Genomic DNA, 22,018 nt, shown 5'->3' with positions numbered 1-22,018 from the left:
CTAAGTATATATTATTTCAACATTTAAATCATGATAATATGTATTTATATCTTATTTATTACTTACTAAATACATAAAAAACCCTCTGGATTTTCATATCCAAAGGGTACACCATGCTATAATTCTTGTTTTCTAAAAAGAAACCATCCGATGAGAAAAAAGAAACCAATCAATACCGATACACCTAGAAAGCTTGTAAGTGCCTGATCCGAATAAGTCCCTCTATGAATCATCTCCTCAGCCGCACTTGTGACGCCTTTAGGTGCAAACTTCCCTAATATATCCTCATAAAACGAAGGAACGGTAAACAGGATGAGGTTGAGCAAAAGGGAAACGCCGCCCGCAGTCACTGAGCGCTTAAAGAACGCCGATGCACAAATGGTCGACACCACAATGAGCAGTAGGTTTGGATAATACAAAAGCGTTCCTTTTAACACATTGCCCCAATCTACATGCCCAAATTGGATGTCCACATAATAAACGGAAGCAAGCACCGCCACTACCAAACTAAACAAAGTTAAACAGGCATAGGCACATATTTTTGAGGCATAATAACTCATTCGACTGATCGGTTTCACCATAATCATCGCCGTCACCCCAGAGGCACGCTCTCCAGCAATTGTCCCCATCACGATCATAATGAGGATAAACACGCCAAGCGAATCAAATTTACTCAAAGCACTGGCTAAAGCCTCTCCAGCACTAGGCTCTGGTATATAAAATGTAGACCCTTCAGGTAAATTAGCCGAATTCGATAAAAGATCCGGCAGCATTTTGAGCGTAATAGGCTGTGTAATCATTAAAATCGTAAAAATGATCGGCACAAATAAGATTTTATAACTAGTGAATAACTCCCTAAATTCCTTTTTCAACATCATCATGCCGTCACAACCTTCATGAAAATATCTTCAAGCGTCAGCTTAGATAATCGATATTGGATAAGAACACCGCCAGTTTCAGTGATGAGACCCGGCAGCTCCTTCAATGCCGTATGTTGATTGTTGACTCGCACCTGATAAGTGCCTCCTGTCTCAATACATTCCTCCACCCAATCCCGTTCTTTTAACAAAGCCACTAGTTTCGTATTCTGTTGTTCTAATTGAAATTCAATCACGGGCTGGATATAGTCTTCTTTGATCTGTTTCATTGAAGAGGACATCTCAATTTTGCCGCTGTTGATCATGATAATATGATCAGCCACACGTTCAATGTCATCTAAAATATGGGTCGACATAAAGATCAGCATCTCATGCTTTAGACGCTCAATCAAAGTCAGGATGTCTTTTCTCCCCATAGGATCAAGTGCCGACACAGGTTCATCTAGGATCAGAACCTGTGGGCTATTGATCAGCGCCTGTGCAATGGCAAGCCTCTGCTTCATGCCTCCACTATAGCTGCCAATAACGCGATCCTTCGCCTCATACACACGGCAAAGCTTCAACAGCTCCTCTGTTTTGGAACGAATGGTGTGTTTCTCTAAATGAAATAATCCGCCAACCCAATGCATCCATTCCTGCCCCGTCATATCCTGATAAAATGCAGGATGCTGCGGACAGTACCCAATCACCTGACTGATTTGATCCATGTCCTTTGTGACATCAAAACCTGCCACCTTCACAACGCCAGACGTAGGACGAGCAAGCCCCGTCAAAATCCGGATCGTCGTTGTCTTCCCCGCTCCATTGGCTCCTAAAAAGCCAACACATCCAACCTCCCCAACAGAAAACGAGACATCTTTTAACACTTCATGCCGTCCATACGATTTCGTCAGGCCTTGACACTCCAACATATTCAAGCGAATCCCCCCTACTAAGATTGTTTACGACCAAAAATGAAATACGCAATAGGACCGGCACTCGCCACAAACACAATCACCAAAGCCCAAACCCACTTCACTTCTCCCCTGATTCTCGACGGATCTCTTTTCAACAAATCAAACAAACCAATCACCATTAAAATCGCTTGTAGCAAAATAAGAGGTAAAATCATCTTCATATCCATACACGGCACTCCCTTTTCAAACGTCAATTTGTTTTGGTATTACTTCTTTTGACGACATGAAGAGAGAATTCGTTCAAATGGATTTTATTTTTATTGGTCGAATGGTCTATAAATATAAAAAAGCCCAGTGAAGGTTATTCACTGGGCTTGATTGTGATGTTCATGACGAATCTCGCAAAATCTTTTCCATTTTCTTTCCCTTGGCTAACTCATCAATCAGCTTATCTAGATACCGAATATTTTTCATGGTTTCTTCCTCAATGTCCTCTACCCTTACACCACAGATGACTCCTTTAATTAAACTGCGGGAAGGATGAAGCTCAGGAGCCTCAGCAAAGAAGGTTTCAATGTCTATCTGTTTATCTATCTGTTCCTGTAGCTCTTCTGGACTGTACCCCGTTAACCAACAAATAATCGTATCAACCTCAGCCTTCGTTCGACCCTTTCTCTCTGCCTTTGCGATATAGAGAGGATAGACTTTTGCGAAGCTCATTGTGTAGATTTTAGGTTTGGTCATGTATCTGCTCTCTTCTTTCGTTACATATTGATATTGCCAGGTCTTCAAAAGTTTCTACTCCCACTATATAAAATGTCTATTCCTTTTATTTTGGTGCAGTCTCAGTATTAAACATTTGAAGGAGATAGCATGATTAGCTCTTTTTAAAGCTCTAAAATAGACGTTCTACCTAAATTTCTTAACCTACGCTGTTCACAGTCATAAAATTTACAAGTCCTTTTATGCTCTATCTATAAACAATCATATATACCTTTTTATTTCCTTCATCTTTTTTGAAAGCTTAATGTCGTTTATTAATACTTTCTACTGAAATACTAGTTGAAAATTTCTTATTAAATACGAAAATAAATGTGTTCACTCGATGCTTTCAAACACCGAAACGATGCACACGTCCTCGAGAAAGTGCATCTTGAATTGTTAACAAGGACTTGTAAAGAGCAAGTTCACCTTGCCCTCAACTTTTTTAATACAACTAGAGATTTTTGTTTTTAGTTCCACTGTTTGACGTTTTTCATGTAGATTACCTACCTTTACAAAAATTCTAGAAACACAATACCAAATACTGCTGATAACGCTGCACCTACTCCTATAGAAATTAGCGCAAATATCCAATGATCTTTTATAGACTCGAATATTCCTTGTGGTGTAAATCCATAAATATGATGCCATTTACTTTTAGTTTTCAAACTCTTATCAATAACTCTTTCAAGTATGGCATGAAAAATATCTACTTTCCTAAGCGTTGAACGATGTAACTCAACATACTTTAATTCTTCAAAAGCTTTCGCTTCTTCTGCGCCCGTTAAAAAATCTTTTTTAGTTATATTGTTTAAATCTATTAATTTTTCTAACCTCGGATGATCGGCATAATCTGCATAAATATCAACTAGTTTTCTTGCTAAATCAAACTTTTGAGAATCTGGTATTGAAATTGGCTTACCACCCAATACACTAAATCTATGATCTATAGCTTGAAAGCCATAATTAATATCTCTCATGTTCCAATGAACCCAATTGTAATTCAGATGAGTTTTTATGAACTTATAAAATTCAGTTAACATTACCTTTTCTAACTCGTCATACCTCGCTTCAATTTCTGCTAAAAATCCTTTTTTTTCAGCTACTTTATGAATAGAAAAAGTTTCTGTTTGACCTGTATGAAAATAACGAACTGCAATTGACGTTATTCTAGGAGTGCGTCCGTCTTTAATATGATAAAAACTTTCGCAAGAATAATGTATTATTAGTAAGTTAGCAGCATTATTAACTAGATTTTGAATTTCATTTAAAGTTTTTCTTCTCTTATTCAATCTTTGTCTAGTATTAACCATTATTTTCCTCCTAAAATAAAAAAAACACCCGCTCTCTTATTTTAATTATAAGCGAACGGGTGCCAAAATTCCATATTTAAACAACTTTACTATTCGAACTCCGATTTTATTGAAACCTACTCCACCGTCACACTCTTCGCAAGGTTACGTGGTTTATCCACATCACACCCGCGGTGAAGGGCTGCGTAGTAAGCGATTAGCTGTAATGGGACAACAGATGCAAGTGGTGCAAGTGCTGGGTGTACAGCTGGAAGGACGAAACGGTCGCCTTCGTCTTCTAGGCCTTTTAGTGAGATGACACATGGGTTTGCGCCGCGTGCAACGACTTCTTTGACGTTACCGCGAATGCTGAGGTTTACGTGCTCTTGCGTTGCAAGGGCAATGACCGGTGTGCCTTCTTCAATTAAAGCAATGGTGCCGTGTTTCAGTTCTCCGCCAGCAAATCCTTCTGCTTGGATGTAAGAGATCTCTTTTAGTTTGAGTGAACCTTCAAGGCACACATAGTAATCAAGTCCTCTTCCGATAAAGAATGCGTTACGTGTCACTGTGAAGAAATCACGAGCGATTTGTTCCATTTCATCCTTTTGATCGACAAGGGCTTCCATTGCGTTTGCTACAATTCCAAGCTCTTTCACAAGGTCGAAGTCAAGAGATTGACCATTTAATTCAGCTGCAACGGATGCAAGGATCGCAAGAACAGCGATTTGCGCTGTGTAAGCCTTTGTTGAAGCCACTGCGATTTCTGGTCCTGCATGAAGAAGCAATGTGAAGTCTGCTTCACGAGAAAGCGTAGATCCTGGTACGTTTGTGATCGTTAATGCTTTATGACCAAGCTCTTTGACTTGAACAAGTACAGCACGGCTGTCCGCAGTCTCTCCAGATTGAGAAAGGAAGATGAACAATGGCTTTTTCGATAGAAGCGGCATGTTGTAAGAGAATTCACTTGCTACATGGACTTCTACAGGTACTTTCGCCCAGTCTTCAATGTATTGTTTACCAACAAGTCCAGCATGGTAGCTCGTTCCACAAGCCACGATGTAAATGCGGTCTGCTTCTGCTACTGCGCTTGCGATATCGCCAGCGACTGACAACTTGCCGTTTTCGTCTTGATATTCTTGGATGATTTTGCGCATAACAAGCGGCTGCTCATCCGTTTCTTTTAACATGTAGTGAGGATATGTGCCTTTCTCAATGTCGCTTGCATCCAGCTCAGCGATATAAGAAGGACGTGTCATGATATCACCGTCAAGGTTTTTGATGATAACCTCGTCTTTTGTGACAATGACCATTTCTTTATCCATTAATTCCGCATATTCGTTTGTTACTTGAAGCATCGCCATTGCGTCAGAAGCCACAACGTTGAAATCTTCGCCGAAACCAACCAATAATGGGCTTTTGTTTTTCGCCACATAGATTGTTTCTTTATTTTCGTTATCGAAAAGGGCAATTGCGTAAGAGCCTTTTAGTTGAAGAAGCGTTTGACGGAAAGCTTCCTCTGTATCAAGACCTCTATTCACAAATTGTTCGATGACTTGAACAACAACCTCTGTATCTGTGTCGCTTTTTAGTGTGACGTCTTGTAAATATTCGCGTGTCAATTGTACATAGTTCTCGATGACACCGTTATGAACAAGCGTAAAACGGCCAGAAGCACTTTGATGCGGATGCGCATTTAGATGGCTTGGTACACCGTGTGTTGCCCAGCGTGTATGTCCAATTCCTGCTGAAGATGCCACGTTTGCATCAACGACTTCACGAAGCTCAGCGATACGTCCTTTTTCTTTGAACACATGCACGCCTTCTTCGTTTGCCACAGCGATACCTGCTGAGTCATACCCACGGTACTCAAGCTTCTCTAAACCTTTTAATAAGATTTCCTTCGCATCATTCTGACCAATATAACCTACGATTCCACACATAAATATTCTTCCTCCCGATCATGTGAAAGGGACAAAGAAAGCCTACTAAAATAGAAGGGACATTTCTTCGTCCCTCTCTACATGTTTAATTTGGGAGATCATGTGTATTCCCTTTGTACAAAGAGTCACCTCTTTGCTTTAAAGAAACACTTACGGCTGTGATCTCTATATTTGATCAGCCGGGAGGCATCCGCCGAAAAATTCGATAACCTCCATCCTCGTCAACTAAGCATCTGTCGTTCGATCGCTTAGTTCGGGCGCTATAATTATAAGAGTGGCTGAACATCTACCCTGCCTTTCCTGCTAGAATAAAAATCCAGTAACACAAGGATGATTGTACTATAAGGTCTGACCTCCGTCAATCACAATTTAGCGGGTGATCCCTTTCATGTGAGAAAGTGAGACCTCCCTACACTATATGCGATGAGGCTTGTCACGTTCTACCTTTGATGTGCTCTCTTATGTATGAAAGCAAGCAGCAAATTGCCCTCGCTTATATGATTCGTATAGAACTTTCCTCTTATGACGTTTATTCGAAAAAAAAAGCAAACCGCTACTTTGCGATTTGCTTTGATCAATTACTCAATACCCATTTCTTCTTTGACAACAGCCGTAATACGAGCCACGTATTCATCACATAGCTCTTTTGTTTTCGCCTCTGCCATGACACGTACAAGCGGTTCTGTTCCTGATGGACGAACAAGGATGCGTCCGTCACCGTTCATCTCTTTTTCAACCTCTTGGATCACAGCTTTTACTTTTTCATTTTCTTCCACTTTATATTTATCAGATACCTTCACATTCACTAGAAGCTGCGGAAATTTCTCCATTTCAGCTGCAAGCTCTGATAATGTTTTCCCTGTTGCTTTTAGTGTATTCACCAGCATGATCGCAGAAAGCATACCATCACCTGTCGTATTGTAATCAAGGAAAATCAAGTGGCCTGACTGCTCGCCTCCGACATTATAGCCATCCTTTTTCATCGCCTCGACCACATAGCGGTCACCAACAGCGGTTTGAATGCTCTTAATGCCTTGCTTCTCAAGCGCTTTATAGAAACCAAGGTTACTCATGACCGTTGACACGACCGTGTCATCCTTCAATCGGCCTTCACCCTTTAGATAACGTGCGCATATGTACATAATTTGATCGCCGTCTACAATATCACCTTTTTCATCGACTGCAATTAAGCGGTCGCCGTCGCCATCAAACGCAAGACCAATATCGGCTCCTTTTTCTTTCACAAAAGCAGAAAGTGCCTCTGGATGAGTAGAACCTACGCCATCGTTGATATTCAATCCGTTTGGTGATGTTCCCATTGTTGACACATCTGCATCTAAATCTGCAAATAAATGTGTTGCAAGAGAAGATGTTGCACCATGTGCACAATCAAGCGCTACGTGAATGCCTGTGAAATCCTCGTCCGCTGTCTGCTTCAAGAATTGCAAGTACTTCTGACCGCCTTCAAAGTAGTCATTCACAGTTCCAAGATCGGCTCCCACTGGACGTGGCAATTCATCAACTGGCTGATCCATTAGCTGCTCAATTTCATTTTCCTGTTCATCTGACAGTTTAAAACCATCACCGCCGAAAAATTTAATTCCGTTGTCTTGAACTGGGTTATGCGAAGCTGAAATCATGACACCTGCTTCTGCATCCATTGCCTTTGTTAAATAAGACACACCAGGTGTTGAGATCACACCTAAACGCATGACTTCAGCCCCAATTGAAAGTAAGCCTGCTACGAGTGCTCCTTCTAACATATGACCAGATACACGCGTGTCTCGTCCAACGAGTACCTTTGGACGTTCTTTATCCTTCGTGAGCACATAGCCGCCAAATCTCCCAATTTTAAATGCGAGCTCTGGCGTTAATTCGCTATTAGCCACACCCCTTACACCATCAGTTCCAAAGTACTTGCCCATGTTTCAATCGCTCCTTTTTTACCATTCAAGAGGACGCTGCGTCCTCTTTGTTATCTTCTTTGACCCGCTGTCTTTGACTTGATTCTTTTTTTGCTTTATCTTGTGTTGATTCCTTTTGACTCTTCTCTTCCTGATCATCATCGGATGATTGATCTTTCCGATCATTCGTAGAAGCCGGCTGATCTTCTGTATCAGTAGAAGTCAGTTTCACTTTGACCTTCGATCTAGATAATGTCCACGTCACATTTTGAGGGCCATTCACTTGTACTTTGACCTCATGTGTTCCTTCGTTTAAGTCCCCGACATTGATATAGGCTTCAATATCTGAAGCCTTTAGTTTATCGATTGCACTCTTTGAACCTTTTGCTGTTAGTGTGAGACGCCCAGAAGACGGACTCAGAAATTCAGAGCTAAGATCCTTGCTCAGACCCACGACAGAAATTGGGACATTATCGATCTTTTTTTCTTCAGCTGTTGCAACCTTCACTTTGATCTTAACAGTTTCAGGCGATACCTTTTTCACACCATCTGGCAGTGGAATGTCGGCATCAATCTCTGTATCATCTTTAATCTTGCTTAGGTCGAGCTTAACGCCGTCAATAAAATCAAGTGCATCCAGCACCTTTTGAGAACCGTAGACTGTCACCTCACTTGGGCTTGTCTCGATGCTTGAGATACTGATCCCATCTGGCAAGCTGCCCGTCCGCTCAATCTTAAACGGAACTTTCTTGCTTGGACTCGTAATCGGGACCGTAATATCTACCACAGACGGACTCACTTCGACTGGTAGCTCATTCCCACTGCTATCATACACAGTGAGCTTCGCTTCTTTCTCAATTTGCTGATCGACATCCTCTAAGTTCACAAATGCTTTAATGACAGAAATTTTGTCGATCACGTCTTTTGAGCCAGTAACCGTGACATTTTTCGGATTCACAATAGGCTGCTCTGGTGAATAGCCGTCTTTGATTTTATTTTGATTATAAAATTCAGTTTCAACAGGGAATTCAGCTGTCGTTTTTTCTTGTATCGTCACAGTCGTCACAGACGGATTAATCGTTAACGTGATTCCTTTCGATACATCTCTTGCCTTCAATTCGACTTTATGTGTACCTGTCGTCAGGTTTTGCATATCTGCGTAAATTTCAAAATTTTTCGTTTGTCTTGCTGTTTTCACAGCACTAGTTGATCCTTTAATCGTGACATTGACTGTCTGCGGCACACCGGTGACAACATACTTTTCGTCGTCATAATATGCTTTAACAGGAATGTCCGTTAAGGTTGCTTCGTCTGTTGTCGATGTTGGGAAAAAGGATTCACCGATTTTTTTCGGCGTGGGCGCTTGCGCTGAATTAACTGCACCATACAGCAATAAAGCGAAGACCAATGCAAGAAACTTAACGGCCCAGCGATTATTCAAAATCTTATCCATTTTTCTTGCCCCTCCAATACCATTTGGTCGAGGAAGCATCTTTGCTGTTCTTACTAAACTCAGCAATCAGCATTTCTTCAAGCGCTTCTTCTGTCAATTCTCGATGGAGATCACCATTTCTTGCGACACTAATGCCGCCTGTCTCCTCGGAGACAATGACGGTTAAACTGTCCGTTACTTCACTAATACCAACTGCCGCGCGGTGACGTGTACCGAGCTCCTTAGAGATAAAAGGACTTTCAGACAGCGGTAAATAACACGCTGCAGCTGCAATCTCATCACGCTTCATAATCACAGCGCCGTCATGAAGCGGTGTATTCGGAATGAAGATATTAATCAGCAGCTCAGAACTGACCTTTGCATTTAAAGGAATTCCGGTCTCTATGTAATCATTCATCCCAGTATCGCGCTCAATCGTTAACAGCGCGCCTATTCTTCGTTTTGCCATATAGTTAATTGCTTTTGTAATTGCCTCGATCGTTTTCTGCTGCTGTTCCTCTACAGGTGTTCCGCTTCTAGAGAAGAAACGGCCGCGCCCAAGCTGCTCAAGCGCTCTCCTTAGCTCTGGCTGAAAAATAATAATGATCGCAAGGAACCCCCACGTAATCGCTTGATCCATCAGCCATTGAAGTGTGTTAAGACCGAGATACGCACTCCCCATCCTGACGAGAACAATGACGACAATTCCCTTTAAAAGCTGAACCGCTTTTGTTCCGCGGATGACCATCATTAATTTATATATCACATACCAAACAACGAGAATATCAACAGCATTACCGAGGTACTGCAAAAAAGGAATATCCCCTAAAGCCATTTCCTCGTCCTCCAGAATTTTCAGTTATTCTTCGTTCGATTCATTTTTTATAAAAAAAGAGCCTATGTGTAAGTACATAGCGTGGCTATTATACCACATTTTGTTTCAGCAAGGAAAATAGTTGCCATATCTGGCTGGCATTCAAGTTTGTCCATCAATAGAAAAAGAGCAGTCCCCTTAGAGACTGCTCTCAAACTGTTTGATTTACTTTTGCTCCTCTGGTCCAATGACCCGCATCACGTCTTGTGCTGTAGACTTCATTTTGTACCAAACCCAATCAAACACTTCATTAATTTCATTGATTTGACCAGTGACTTGTCCGGCAGAAGCAGTCAGCTGTTCTCCATTGACGACTGTTACGTTTCCATCAACCTTGCCTTCTACAATCAGCTTGCCATTTTTCACAGTGACGTCACCTTTGACGGTTTCCCCTTTAGGTACCGTCACTGTATCATTTTCAACCACGAGATTCGGCTGCTTTGACACACTGAAATTATGATCCGTATTCCAGCTAGTAAACAGACTGCCTCCCATCAATATGACAAAGAGGGCAGCGGCGACCATTAGCGGATGAGCTTTGATCCATCTTTGAATCGACACACGCTTTTTCTCCTTTGGAAGACCTGCCATCACCTTTGCAGTGAAATCAGATGGTGCTTCTATATGAGATGTACTCTGCACGAGCGCGATGGATTTCTCAATTTGTTGAAAATGAGTACGGCATTCCTCACACGATTGCAGATGGCTCTTTAATTCTTTTTCATCTTCGGGCTCAATGTCCCCGTCTAAATACTGATGCATAAGCAGGACGATTTTTTCCTGACAGCTCATCAAAATCACCTCACTCAAAGGTCTCTCAACTGTTTCCGGAGAGCCTCTCTACCCCTGTGTATTCTCGTTTTCACCGTACCAACTGGTATATTCAGAATCTCACTAATTTCTTTTAACGAGAGTTCATCAATATACTTTAATACGATGACCGAGCGATATTTATCGGGTAATCTTAAAATTTTTTGCTGAATGGTGCTCGATAATTCAAGCGACACCACCTCGTCCTCTGGCAAAATGCCGTCAGCCGCAATTTGAGAATACATATTCAGTCCTTCTGTCCCTGCCACCTCTGCATCTAAATAATAATCCGGCTTTTTTTTACGAATACGGTCGATGGTCAGGTTGGTTGCAATGCGGTACAGCCACGTGGAAAACTTACGATTCACATCAAAGCTCTCAATATTCACATAGGCACGAATAAACGCCTCCTGCGCAATATCTTCTGCTTCATGTGCATTCCCAAGCATACGATAGCACAGCTGATAAATTTTGTCTTTATACAGGTCTACGATGTCTGCAAATGCGTTCTGGTCGCCTTTTTTCACTTGTTTAATTCTCTTTTTAATCATTGTTTCCATAGTATATTCAACCTCTGCCTTCACCGGTCTTTATGTATACGAACCTCGTTCCAAAAGGTTTCATTCTCCTCTAAAAAATAGTGTAACAAATTTTTGACAGCATGTTACGCTTATCAGCCGGTAAAAACCTTAACATATCCTTAAATTTCCCCAAAATTAAAAAAAGAACGGGAACAAGTCCCGCTCTATAATAGCTTTTCACCCATTAAAGAACCAATTAATGCAACTGCCGCTTCTGCTGTTTTATTTTTCTCATCTAATACCGGATTCACCTCAACAAACTCAGCAGAAGTCAAAATCCCTGCTTCCTCTAAAAGCTCCATTGCTAGATGACTCTCTCTATAACTGATGCCGCCAGCAACCGGCGTTCCCACGCCAGGGCACTCCGCTGGATCAAGGCCGTCTAAATCAAGCGACAAATGAACACCATCTGTTCTTTCTTTTAAATACGCAATGGCTTCCTCCATTACTCTCGTCATCCCTAATCGATCAATTTCATGCATCGTATACACTTTAATGCCTTTTTCTCTAATCAATGCCCGCTCTCCTTCATCTAAAGAACGAGCACCAATCAAGATCACATTCTCAGGCTTTACTTTTGGCGCATAACCGCCAATATTCGTTAGATCAGCATGCCCAAGACCGAGACTGACAGCAAGTGGCATCCCATGAATATTCCCAGAAGGAGAGGTTTCCTCTGTATTTAAATCACCGTGTGCATCATACCAAATGACACCCAAATTTTCATAATGCTTAGCTACACCGGCTAGTGTACCAATTGCAATGCTATGATCCCCGCCTAAAATCAGCGGAAACGAACCGGACTGCACAATACTGCTAACCTTTTCAGCAAGAAGCTGGTTTGCGCCAGCATTCTCCGTTAAGTTTTTCAGTTTTTCACTTGTATAGAGACCTTTCTCATCATCCCTTTGCTCAACAGGAATATCCCCTAAATCCTCGACATCAAATGAAAGCGATTCCAATTTTTCTTTTACACCAGCACAGCGAATGGCACTCGGCCCCATATCGACGCCCCTTCTCATTTGACCGAGATCCATTGGCACCCCGACAATCGTGACCTTCTTTTGATCTCCCATATGTACATCCCCTTTCCGTTCATGCTTATATTTTACTTTCTCGGTACCTTTTGACTCAACTCAACAATATTTTGAATAGTTATACATTCCAATCGTCAAAATAAAAAAAGACACCTTTTTGAAAAAGGTGTCTTAACTGGGCTAGCTGGATTCGAACCAACGCATGACGGAGTCAAAGTCCGTTGCCTTACCGCTTGGCTATAGCCCAAAAATGGTGGAGGGGGGCGGATTCGAACCGCCGAACCCGGAGGGAGCGGATTTACAGTCCGCCGCGTTTAGCCACTTCGCTACCCCTCCACATATGGAATTGATAAAAGAAAAACAGTGCCGGCAAGAGGACTTGAACCCCCAACCTACTGATTACAAGTCAGTTGCTCTACCAGTTGAGCTACACCGGCATATGGTGGAGGATGACGGGCTCGAACCGCCGACCCTCTGCTTGTAAGGCAGATGCTCTCCCAGCTGAGCTAATCCTCCACATGATGGTGACCCGTACGGGATTCGAACCCGTGTTACCGCCGTGAAAGGGCGGTGTCTTAACCGCTTGACCAACGGGCCAGTTTGTCAAGTTTACTGTTTCCGTGAAGCTGACAAAAGTTATTATATACAGGTTGTCCCCCTTTTGTAAAGGGGATTTTTATTTTTTTTATTTTCTAACTATTCAACCCTCATCAGCACAACATTTCGACTGAAATATAATTTCAGTATTTAAATATAATATTGAAATTTCATATCATACTCAATATACTGAAAATGAAGAAATAAGGAGGTATGTCACATGCAGCCATCTCAACTGCGTTCTTTGACAACAGAATCAAGAAACCCTAACACCATGGGAATTTCACAAGCAAGCCCGCTAGAAATGCTCCAAATGATAAATGAGGAAGATATGAAGGTCGCTCAAGCCGTCAACCGTGTCCTTCCAGACGTAAAGACAGCAAGTGACTTTGCCTTTGAATCCATCTCGAATGGAGGCAGACTCATTTATCTAGGCGCTGGAACAAGCGGCAGAATTGGGGTAATGGATGCGGTCGAATGTCCACCTACCTATAGCATTTCACCTGATGTCATCGTAGGCATCATGGCCGGTGGCGACTCTGCCTTTTCACATGCAGCAGAAGATGTGGAAGACAGTGAAGAAGCTGGTCAAAAAGATTTAGAACACATCCACCTGACATCAAAAGATACGGTTGTCGGCATCGCGGCGAGCGGCAGAACCCCCTATATCATTGGCGCTTTAAACTATGCTAGAACCATTGGAGCAAAAACAGTAGCCCTCAGCTGCAATGAACAAGCAGAGATTAGCGAACTAGCAGACTGCGCCATTGAAGTCGTCGTAGGACCAGAAGCCATCACTGGGTCAACACGAATGAAAGCCGCATCCGCTCATAAAATGATTTTAAATATGCTTTCCACCTCTGTCATGATCAGACAAGGCAAAGTATATGAAAACCTGATGGTAGATGTAAAAGTTAGCAATCATAAACTAAAAGAACGCGCCATCACCATCATTCAGCATGTGACCAATGCTTCCTACGAACAAGCCGTAAAAGCACTTGAAGCAGCCGATTTAGAAGTTAAAACAGCCATCGTCATGCTCCAAACCAAAACAGATAAAAAGACAGCCAAAGACCTGCTCAACAAAGCAGATGGTCACATCGACAAAGCCATCTTACGTCATCAATCTTAAAGGAGGAAACTCATGTCAGCAGGCGGACTCACCCTACTACACACAATGAAATCAAAGCTTCCCCAATCTGAAAAAATCATTGCAGACTATATCCTTGCCCATCCTGACAAAGTCATTAAAAGCACAGTGCATGAAATCAGTCAGGCTGCCGGTGCAAGCAGCTCTGCCGTCATCCGCCTCTGTAAGTCTCTCGGGCTGGATGGCTATCACGATTTGAAAATGCGGATCGCTGGAGACTTAATGCACACTGATAAACAAGGCTACCGGGATATCGAACAAGATGAACCACTTCAATCCATTATTCAAAAGACAGCAGGAAACACCATTCAATCGATCAAAGATACAGCCTCTATTTTAAATGTAGAAGCTTTAGAAAAAGCTGTTCAACTGCTACTGAATGCAAACCAAATCCATTTTATCGGTGTGGGTGCATCTGGCATCGTCGCAGCTGATGCCCAGCAGAAATTTCTCAGAATCAATTATGCAGCTACAGCCTTTACTGACATGCACATCGCATCTACGGTCATCGCAAATGCTGGAAAGAATGACATTGTGTTCGGTATATCCTTTTCTGGAGAAACGTTAGACATCATCCAAGCCCTTCAGCTCGCCAAAGAAAATGAAGTAAAAACCATTGCTTTAACGCATCCAGGGCATACAAGCGTTTCTGCATTGTGTGATGTCCATCTATCAACGTCCGGTTCCAATGAAGCACCTTTTCGCAGTGCTGCCACTTCCTCTAGAATGGCACAGCTCTATTTAATCGATGTCTTGTTCCTCAGTTTAGCCTCCCGTCAATATGAACAGACAGCACAATATATTGACAAAACAAGGCATGCCATCCGCTCCATGAAACGAAAAACAAAGGGGGATTCAACATGAGTCATCAAAAAAAATATCAGCAGTTGGCGAAAGAAATCCTTTCACTCTGTGGTGGTTCTGAAAACATCTCTTCCCACACACATTGTATGACACGTCTCCGAATTACACCCATTGATCGTGAAAAAGTGCAAACCACCGCGATCAAAGAACTCGATGGCGTCATTGGCGTCGTCGAAGCGGAAACACTGCAAATCATTTTAGGCACAGGTGTTGTCAACCAAGTATCAAGTGCGTTTGAACAGCTGCTCAATGCCTCAGGTTCATATGACTTAAACAACGAAGCACAGAAAAACAAACAAGCCATTTCACAAAAGAACCGCACACCATTCAAGCTGTTCTTACGGCGGATCGCCAGCATTTTCATTCCCATTATTCCAGCACTCGTTGCATCGGGTCTTATTACGGGTATTACAAAAGCGATCGTGCAAGCAGGCTGGCTCGATGAAAAATCTCAAGCTGCGATTATCCTAACCGTTATAGGCTCAGGCTTGTTTGCTTATCTCGGTATATTAGTCGGAACAAACGCCGCAAAAGAATTTGGTGGCTCTCCTGCATTAGGCGCATTAGCAGGTATTCTCATCATTAACCCAGCTGCCGCTGATATTATGTTATTTGGCACTAATATTCTACCAGGCAGAGGCGGACTTATCGGTGTTCTTCTTGCAGCTATTTTTATGGCACTTGTTGAAACCCGGATCAGACGCTTCGTCCCGCAATCACTCGATATCATCGTCACACCAACCATCACACTACTCATTACAGGCATTTTCACGTACGTTATCTTCATGCCAGTCGGCGGATTTATATCTGATGCCATCACCTCTGGACTTACTTATCTATTAAACATTGGCGGTATTTTTGCCGGATTTGTTCTTGGTGCGACCTTCCTTCCTCTTGTTGTCACTGGACTTCACCAAGGCCTAACACCTATTCATATGGAACTGATTAATTCAATTGGAGATGACCCGCTTCTGCCAATCCTCGCTATGGGAGGCGCAGGACAGGTCGGTGCTGCCTTTGCCATTTATATGAAAACAAAAAAGAAAAAGCTGAAAAGAGCCATTGCAGGCGGACTTCCTTCAGGAATGCTTGGAATTGGAGAACCGCTCATTTTCGGTGTCACACTCCCGCTCGGAAGACCCTTCCTCACTGCTTGTCTCGGCGCTGGAATCGGCGGAGCATTTCAAGCCTATTTCCAAATCGCCACTAAAGCAATCGGGGTATCAGGTCTCCCATTAACCTTTATCGTTCACACACATCAAATGCTACTTTACTTAATAGGACTCTTTATTGCATATGTCGCTGGATTTATCTTCACATACTTATTTGGATTTCATGATGATATGGCTGTTGAATTCGAGGAAAATTAGCAATAGGAGGTCTAGCTCTTGAAGAAATATTTTCTCATCATCACAAGTCTGTTCATGCTCCTTGGGTTACCAGTACAAACATTTGCAACTAGCTCCCATCCTGTATCGTCTTTGTCTAAAACAGCACCTGAAGAATATCCCGTCTTAAAAAAAGCAAAACGACCGGAACAAGTAGGTTTTTCTTCTAGGCAGCTTAGGAAGGTTGGTCACATGATTCAAAACGATATCAAAGCAGGATTTCCAGGGGCAGCACTCATCATTATCAAGGATGGTCAGATCGTCCATCAAAAAGCCTATGGCTACAGACAAAAATATAAAGGGACAACCGAACTCAAATTCTATAAGAAAATGAAAAAGAACACACTGTTCGATTTGGCATCCAATACAAAAATGTATGCCACCAACTATGCCCTGCAAAAGCTAGTATATGAACAAAAACTAGATGTAAATGAAAAAATACAAACCATCCTGCCTGACTTTCAAGATGAACCAGATGCAAAGGTAACCGGCAAAGATCAGCTTCGAGTCAAGGATCTTCTCACCCATTCTGCCGGACTGCCTTCAAGTGTTTTATTTTATAGCAAAGAGCAAGCGGGCTCTTTTTTCTCTCAAGATAGACAAACAACCATGAAATGGCTGCCAAAGGTGCCTCTGCAATACAAGCCAGGCACTCAGCATATTTATAGTGATATTGATTACATGCTGTTAGGCATGATCATTGAGAAAAAAACCGGTATGCCACTTGATCAATATGTAGAGTCGACGATTTATCGACCGCTTGGTCTAAAACATACCATGTTCAATCCGCTGAAAAAGGGATTCAAGCCAAAGCATTTTGCAGCAACCGAGCGTCTAGGCAATACACGCGACGGCGTCATTGATTTTGAAAACATTCGCAGGTATACCTTGCTAGGTGAAGTCCACGATGAGAAAGCCTATTACTCAATGGCAGGTGTCTCCGGACATGCTGGACTTTTCTCTAATACATCAGATATGGCCGTACTGCTTCAGCTGATGCTCAATAAAGGAGGCTATGGGAAAACAACCATCTTTGACCAAGCTTCTATCGATCTCTTTACGGAATCATCAGACACGAACCCAACTTACGGGCTAGGCTGGCGGAAAAACGGCAATACTGACATGGAATGGATGTTTGGAAAATACGCAAGTAAAGAAGCCTATGGACACACAGGCTGGACCGGAACGATGACATTGATTGATCCAAAACACAATCTAGGCGTCGTCTTGCTGACAAATAAAAAGCATTCACCCGTCGTTTCACCTGAAGTCAACCCAAATCAATTTGAAGGTGACCTTTTCCCAACTGGTACTTATGGAAGCATCATGACTGCAATCTACGAATCTTTTAAGTAAAAGGAGGAATTCGATGTTAAAAGCTCTGTTCCCCGCTGCACTCGTTTTGGCCCTGCTCACCTCTTCCATTCCAACGGAAAAGGTGAGCTCCGCCCCTCTCCCAACTGCCAAACAAATGGTTCAGGACATGTCCTTGGATGAAAAAATTGGCCAAATGCTCATGCCAGACTTTCGCAATTGGCAAGCAGAAGGTGAATCCGCTCCTACAGGCTTCACAAAAATGAATAAAGAAGTCTCTCACCTTGTAGAGAAATATCATTTAGGCGGTGTCATCTTATTTGCAGAAAATGTCGTTGATACGAAACAAACCGTCAAACTCACACATGAATTTCAACAAGCATCATCCAACATTCCTTTACTCATTTCCATTGATCAAGAAGGCGGAATCGTCACAAGACTACAAAAGGGAACACATTTCCCAGGAAATATGTCGATTGGTGCCTCTAGAAGTAAGAAAAATGCATATGACACAGGAAAAATCATCGGCAAAGAATTAAACGCTCTAGGTATCAATACAAACTTCTCTCCTGTTCTTGATGTGAATAATAACCCGAATAACCCCGTCATTGGTGTCCGTTCCTTTAGCTCTGACCCTGCACTAGTCACGCGACTTGGTCTTCAAACCATGAAAGGACTTCAAAAGGAAAAGACCATTTCCACATTAAAGCATTTCCCGGGACATGGTGATACAGCTGTTGATAGTCACTACGGTCTTCCGCTTGTAGAACATGATCTAGATCGTCTTAAAAAGGTGGAGCTGTATCCATTTCAACAAGCAATCAACGCAGGGGCAGATATGGTCATGACCGCTCATGTTCAATTCCCAGCCATTGATGACACAACGTATAAAAGTAAAAAAGATGGCGAGGACATTATGGTTCCAGCAACCTTATCAAAAAAAGTCATCACAAACTTATTAAAAGAAGACATGGGCTTTCAAGGAGTGGTTGTAACAGACGCCCTCAATATGAAAGCGATTGCAGATAACTTCGGACAGGAAGAAGCTGTGGTAATGGCTATTAAAGCAGGCGTCGACATTGCCCTCATGCCAGCACCTGTCACATCCTTAAAGACAGAAAAAAACCTAGAGAATGTGTTCAATGCTTTAAAAAGAGCAGTTCTCGCAAAAGAAATTCCGATATCTCAGATCAATCAATCTGTCGAAAAAATCCTTCAATTAAAGATTAAACGCGGCATCATTTCCGCCAACAAATCAGTAAGCCTTGAGAAGAAAATCAAAAAAGCCACTCAGCTCGTTGGTCAAAAGTCGCACCGAAAAGCAGAACAAAAAATGGCACGTGAAGGAATCACTCTACTTAAAAACAACGACAAAACCTTGCCTTTTAAGCCTAAAAAGAATGACAAAATCTTGCTCATGGCACCGTACGAAGATCAAACAAAAGCAATGTCCGTCACAATTGAATCACTAAACAAACAAAAAAAGATCAAACCTGTGCGTGTCCAATCGTACGCATTTGCAGATAAGAGTTTCTCAAAAGAAACAGCCAAACTCATTCAAGATGCTGACTATGTCATTACCGGCTCTTACGTTGTCCAAAATGACCCGGCTGTGAATGATGGCGTCATTGATGACGGTGTACAGGATCCGAAAAAATGGGCAACGGCCTTCCCTCGTGCTGTCATGAAAGAAGCAGCAGCACAAAACAAAAAATTGGTCATCATGAGTCTTAGAAACCCATATGATGCTGCAAATTTCGAGGAAGCCGACGCCTTACTAGCTGTGTACGGTTTTAAAGGCTACTCAAATGGACAATTCAATCAACCGAATATTCCTGCGGGACTAGAAGTGATTTTTGGAGCGGCCTCACCTAAAGGAAAATTACCCGTCGCTATCCCTTCAGTCACTCATCCTAATCAAACCCTTTATCCATTTGGCTATGGACTCAATTTAAAAGGCAAACAGATCAAATAGGAGGGATTCTCTTGAAAAAGACAGCAAGCTTGATACTCGCTAGCATTCTCATGATCAGCACATTGACCGCCGCCTCCCCCGCAAATTCAGAACGAACAGATACAAAAGGAAAAAAAGCAACAGTCAAAACAGGTATCGAAACATTACTCTCAAGTAACCTCTCTTGGCTTAAAGGGAAAAAAGTAGGGCTTATTACGAATCCTACAGGCATTGATGCAAACATGAAAAGCAGTGTCGATCTGCTATTTGAACACCCCGATATTAAACTGACTGCCTTGTATGGACCTGAACATGGCGTCCGTGGTGATGCACAAGCAGGAGAAGGCGTCGAATCGTATACTGACGAAAAAACAGGCCTGCCTGTTTACTCTCTTTATGGAAAAACAAGAAAGCCAACTCCTGAAATGCTCAAAAATGTAGATGTCCTGCTATTTGATATTCAAGACGTTGGTGCTCGTTATTACACCTATATTTACACGATGGCGTATGCAATGGAAGCGGCTAAGGAAAACAACATTCCATTTGTTGTCTTAGATCGTCCAAACCCAATAGGCGGACTAAAAGTAGAAGGACCCGTATTAGAGCCAGAACACGCCTCATTTGTAGGTCTCTATCCCATCCCATTAAGACATGGGATGACAACTGGAGAACTTGCATACATGTTTAACAAAGAGTTTCATATCAACGCTGATGTAAAAGTGATCAAAATGAAACATTGGAAACGATCCATGACGTTCGATGACACGAAGCTGCCTTTCGTCCTCCCTTCACCTAACATGCCGACCGTTGATAGTACCTTTGTTTACCCAGCAACAGGATTAATCGAAGGCACAAACGTTTCTGAAGGCAGAGGAACAACAAAACCGTTCGAACTCATTGGCGCTCCATATATCAATAGCAATGAGCTAGCAGATCATTTAAATGGGTTAAAACTAAAAGGCGTTCAATTTAGACCTGTCTCATTTACCCCTACCTTTTCAAAACATGCCGGGACTTTGTCTCACGGGGTACAGCTTTATGTCACAGACCGAAAATCATTCGAAGCAGTCAAAACAGGTCTATCTATCATCAAAGCAATACATGACTTGTATCCTAATGACTTTCAATTCCTACAAACAGGTAGCTTTGATAAACTCATCGGGAATAGCTGGATCAAAGAAGAAATCAATAAAGGCACTTCCATCAAACACATCATGAAACAATACCACCATGACCTGAAAACGTTCGAAAAGAAACGAAAAAAATACCTCATCTATTAATCGCAAAAAAGCCTCCACCTTAAAGGTTGGAGGTTTTTTCATGATAAAGACTTAGTCACAGCAGGTACTTTCAGCTCGAAACGATGAAGTAAAAAGCCAAACAAGGCTGCAAGCACTTGCTGAAACAGCATGCCAATCACAACAGGAACAGCAACAGCAGGCGGGAAAAAGCTAATGGCAAGCACAGCACCCGCGCTAATGTTCCGCATACCGCCCGTATACACAATCGCCACAATTTCTCCTTGGGTACATTTCATCGCCTTTCCAATCAACCACGCAAACGCATACCCACTCATCGCAATGAAAAAGACAGTCGCTGCTTTGCTAAAAAATGCAGCATCCAGTTCACGCAAATATGGGGCGACAACAGAACTGTTAATCGATACGACAACAAACAAGCCTAATTTTGAAAAAGGAGCCAAGGTCTGACTTATTGCTTTTGTCACCGATGGCTTTGCATACTGACGAACGAGCATCCCTAAAATAGAGGGCAACACCACCATACCGAATAGTCCTTTCATGATCGCCACCATGTCCATATGGACCTGTGTACCAACGAAGATTGACAAGCTTACTGGCACAATCAATGGCGAAAGCAATGTATCAATTAATATGATAGATAACGTTAACCCCACATTTCCTTTATACATTGCTGCCCATATTAAACTAGACACACCTGTCGGAATCACCATCGCAAGCGTCAAACCGGTGATCGTCATAGAATCACCCGCAAATATCAAATGCCCCGCCGACCATGCATAAAGGGGCATCAGCACATGCAAAATCATAAACGATAAAATCAAAGGCAATGGATGCATCACCGTATGTTTTAAAGCTGAAAAAGTAGATGACAAGCTCCCTGAAAATGTCATCACAGCAAACACCCAAGGCACCAAAAAGGTGAAATCTTTTAAATACGCCGCCAATAATACACCAAGTAGCACACTGACAGGCGTAATGAGCGGCATCATCCGGCCGAGCACCTGATTCAAACGGACAAGCATGCCGGCCACCTCCATCCTTCACTTTCTTCCTTGTTCTATTGTAACAAACAGAAAAGTCTTT

At 42.4% G+C, this 22,018-nt stretch carries 19 protein-coding genes and 5 tRNA genes; 6 read left to right on the top strand and 18 right to left on the bottom strand.

What is annotated here, in order from left to right:
* Nucleotides 1-116: 116 nt before the first annotated feature.
* From MHB38_RS01120 to MHB38_RS01040, 17 genes are all read right to left on the bottom strand, one after another.
* A complete protein-coding gene (locus MHB38_RS01120) occupies nt 117-881 on the bottom strand; it encodes an ABC transporter permease (RefSeq protein ID WP_129548047.1) in 765 nt (254 codons plus the stop codon).
* On the bottom strand, nt 878-1,795 hold the full coding sequence (locus tag MHB38_RS01115) for an ABC transporter ATP-binding protein (protein ID WP_017366479.1): 918 nt from the start codon (nt 1,793-1,795) through the stop codon (nt 878-880). Before MHB38_RS01115 ends, MHB38_RS01120 begins: the two co-directional genes overlap by 4 nt.
* 14 nt (nt 1,796-1,809) lie before the next feature.
* Nucleotides 1,810-2,001 (bottom strand): PLD nuclease N-terminal domain-containing protein, encoded by a 192-nt coding sequence (locus MHB38_RS01110; protein ID WP_003217265.1) that lies wholly within the window; start codon nt 1,999-2,001, stop codon nt 1,810-1,812.
* A 160-nt stretch (nt 2,002-2,161) separates the two neighbouring features.
* Nucleotides 2,162-2,518 carry a DUF2200 domain-containing protein gene (locus MHB38_RS01105; RefSeq protein WP_026050037.1) on the bottom strand — a complete coding sequence of 119 codons (357 nt, stop codon included), beginning with the start codon at nt 2,516-2,518 and terminating at the stop codon, nt 2,162-2,164.
* 530 nt (nt 2,519-3,048) lie between these two features.
* Complete coding sequence (locus tag MHB38_RS01100) at nt 3,049-3,849, bottom strand: hypothetical protein (protein ID WP_017366477.1); 801 nt, start codon at nt 3,847-3,849, stop codon at nt 3,049-3,051.
* 116 nt (nt 3,850-3,965) lie between these two features.
* On the bottom strand, nt 3,966-5,768 hold the full coding sequence (gene glmS / locus MHB38_RS01095; protein WP_008360582.1) for a glutamine--fructose-6-phosphate transaminase (isomerizing): 1,803 nt from the start codon (nt 5,766-5,768) through the stop codon (nt 3,966-3,968).
* Between the two features lie 578 nt (nt 5,769-6,346).
* Nucleotides 6,347-7,693 (bottom strand): phosphoglucosamine mutase, encoded by a 1,347-nt coding sequence (gene glmM, locus MHB38_RS01090; RefSeq protein ID WP_007498543.1) that lies wholly within the window; start codon nt 7,691-7,693, stop codon nt 6,347-6,349.
* Between the two features lie 25 nt (nt 7,694-7,718).
* Nucleotides 7,719-9,125 carry a CdaR family protein gene (locus tag MHB38_RS01085; RefSeq protein ID WP_041091732.1) on the bottom strand — a complete coding sequence of 469 codons (1,407 nt, stop codon included), beginning with the start codon at nt 9,123-9,125 and terminating at the stop codon, nt 7,719-7,721.
* Nucleotides 9,118-9,939 (bottom strand): diadenylate cyclase CdaA, encoded by an 822-nt coding sequence (gene cdaA, locus MHB38_RS01080; RefSeq protein ID WP_008344027.1) that lies wholly within the window; start codon nt 9,937-9,939, stop codon nt 9,118-9,120. The genes MHB38_RS01085 and cdaA overlap by 8 nt, the downstream gene beginning before the upstream one ends.
* A gap of 204 nt (nt 9,940-10,143) precedes the next feature.
* Nucleotides 10,144-10,770: an anti-sigma-W factor RsiW gene (rsiW, locus tag MHB38_RS01075; RefSeq protein WP_008344028.1), complete on the bottom strand. Its 627-nt coding sequence runs from the start codon at nt 10,768-10,770 to the stop codon at nt 10,144-10,146.
* Between the two features lie 14 nt (nt 10,771-10,784).
* Complete coding sequence (gene sigW / locus MHB38_RS01070; RefSeq protein ID WP_007498553.1) at nt 10,785-11,348, bottom strand: RNA polymerase sigma factor SigW; 564 nt, start codon at nt 11,346-11,348, stop codon at nt 10,785-10,787.
* A 185-nt stretch (nt 11,349-11,533) separates the two neighbouring features.
* On the bottom strand, nt 11,534-12,445 hold the full coding sequence (gene rocF / locus MHB38_RS01065) for an arginase (RefSeq protein WP_048001374.1): 912 nt from the start codon (nt 12,443-12,445) through the stop codon (nt 11,534-11,536).
* Nucleotides 12,446-12,581: 136 nt separating this feature from the next.
* A tRNA-Gln gene (locus tag MHB38_RS01060) sits at nt 12,582-12,653 on the bottom strand.
* A gap of 4 nt (nt 12,654-12,657) precedes the next feature.
* Nucleotides 12,658-12,742, bottom strand: a tRNA-Tyr gene (locus tag MHB38_RS01055).
* 28 nt (nt 12,743-12,770) lie between these two features.
* Nucleotides 12,771-12,843: transfer RNA gene (locus MHB38_RS01050), tRNA-Thr, on the bottom strand.
* A gap of 3 nt (nt 12,844-12,846) precedes the next feature.
* Nucleotides 12,847-12,922, bottom strand: a tRNA-Val gene (locus tag MHB38_RS01045).
* Between the two features lie 6 nt (nt 12,923-12,928).
* Nucleotides 12,929-13,003 (bottom strand) — tRNA-Glu (locus tag MHB38_RS01040).
* Between the two features lie 220 nt (nt 13,004-13,223).
* On the opposite strand from MHB38_RS01040, the gene murQ reads away from it, so the two are divergent.
* Genes murQ through MHB38_RS01010 form a run of 6 tightly spaced genes read left to right on the top strand, consistent with a single transcriptional unit; the run spans nt 13,224 to nt 20,953 of the window.
* Nucleotides 13,224-14,135, top strand: a complete 912-nt coding sequence (murQ, locus tag MHB38_RS01035) for an N-acetylmuramic acid 6-phosphate etherase (protein ID WP_007498556.1) — start codon at nt 13,224-13,226, stop codon at nt 14,133-14,135.
* Between the two features lie 12 nt (nt 14,136-14,147).
* Nucleotides 14,148-15,017 (top strand): MurR/RpiR family transcriptional regulator, encoded by an 870-nt coding sequence (locus tag MHB38_RS01030; protein WP_007498558.1) that lies wholly within the window; start codon nt 14,148-14,150, stop codon nt 15,015-15,017.
* Complete coding sequence (locus MHB38_RS01025; protein ID WP_116307329.1) at nt 15,014-16,387, top strand: PTS transporter subunit EIIC; 1,374 nt, start codon at nt 15,014-15,016, stop codon at nt 16,385-16,387. The genes MHB38_RS01030 and MHB38_RS01025 overlap by 4 nt, the downstream gene beginning before the upstream one ends.
* Nucleotides 16,388-16,405: 18 nt before the next feature.
* Nucleotides 16,406-17,761, top strand: coding sequence for a penicillin binding protein PBP4B (gene pbp4b / locus MHB38_RS01020; RefSeq protein WP_135226942.1), 1,356 nt, complete (start codon nt 16,406-16,408; stop codon nt 17,759-17,761).
* 13 nt (nt 17,762-17,774) lie between these two features.
* Nucleotides 17,775-19,694 (top strand): glycoside hydrolase family 3 protein, encoded by a 1,920-nt coding sequence (locus MHB38_RS01015; RefSeq protein ID WP_341002056.1) that lies wholly within the window; start codon nt 17,775-17,777, stop codon nt 19,692-19,694.
* Between the two features lie 50 nt (nt 19,695-19,744).
* Nucleotides 19,745-20,953, top strand: coding sequence for an exo-beta-N-acetylmuramidase NamZ family protein (locus tag MHB38_RS01010; protein ID WP_445661579.1), 1,209 nt, complete (start codon nt 19,745-19,747; stop codon nt 20,951-20,953).
* 38 nt (nt 20,954-20,991) lie between these two features.
* Here MHB38_RS01010 and MHB38_RS01005 read toward each other — a convergent pair whose 3' ends face one another.
* Nucleotides 20,992-21,957: a bile acid:sodium symporter family protein gene (locus MHB38_RS01005; RefSeq protein WP_025206624.1), complete on the bottom strand. Its 966-nt coding sequence runs from the start codon at nt 21,955-21,957 to the stop codon at nt 20,992-20,994.
* Nucleotides 21,958-22,018: the final 61 nt, after the last annotated feature.

Origin of the sequence: Bacillus sp. FSL K6-3176, from assembly GCF_038003325.1 — a bacterium.
Classification (GTDB): Bacteria; Bacillota; Bacilli; order Bacillales; family Bacillaceae; genus Bacillus; species Bacillus altitudinis.
Note: the sequence above shows the minus strand (reverse complement) of the source record. Positions and strands in the feature narration are given on the sequence as shown.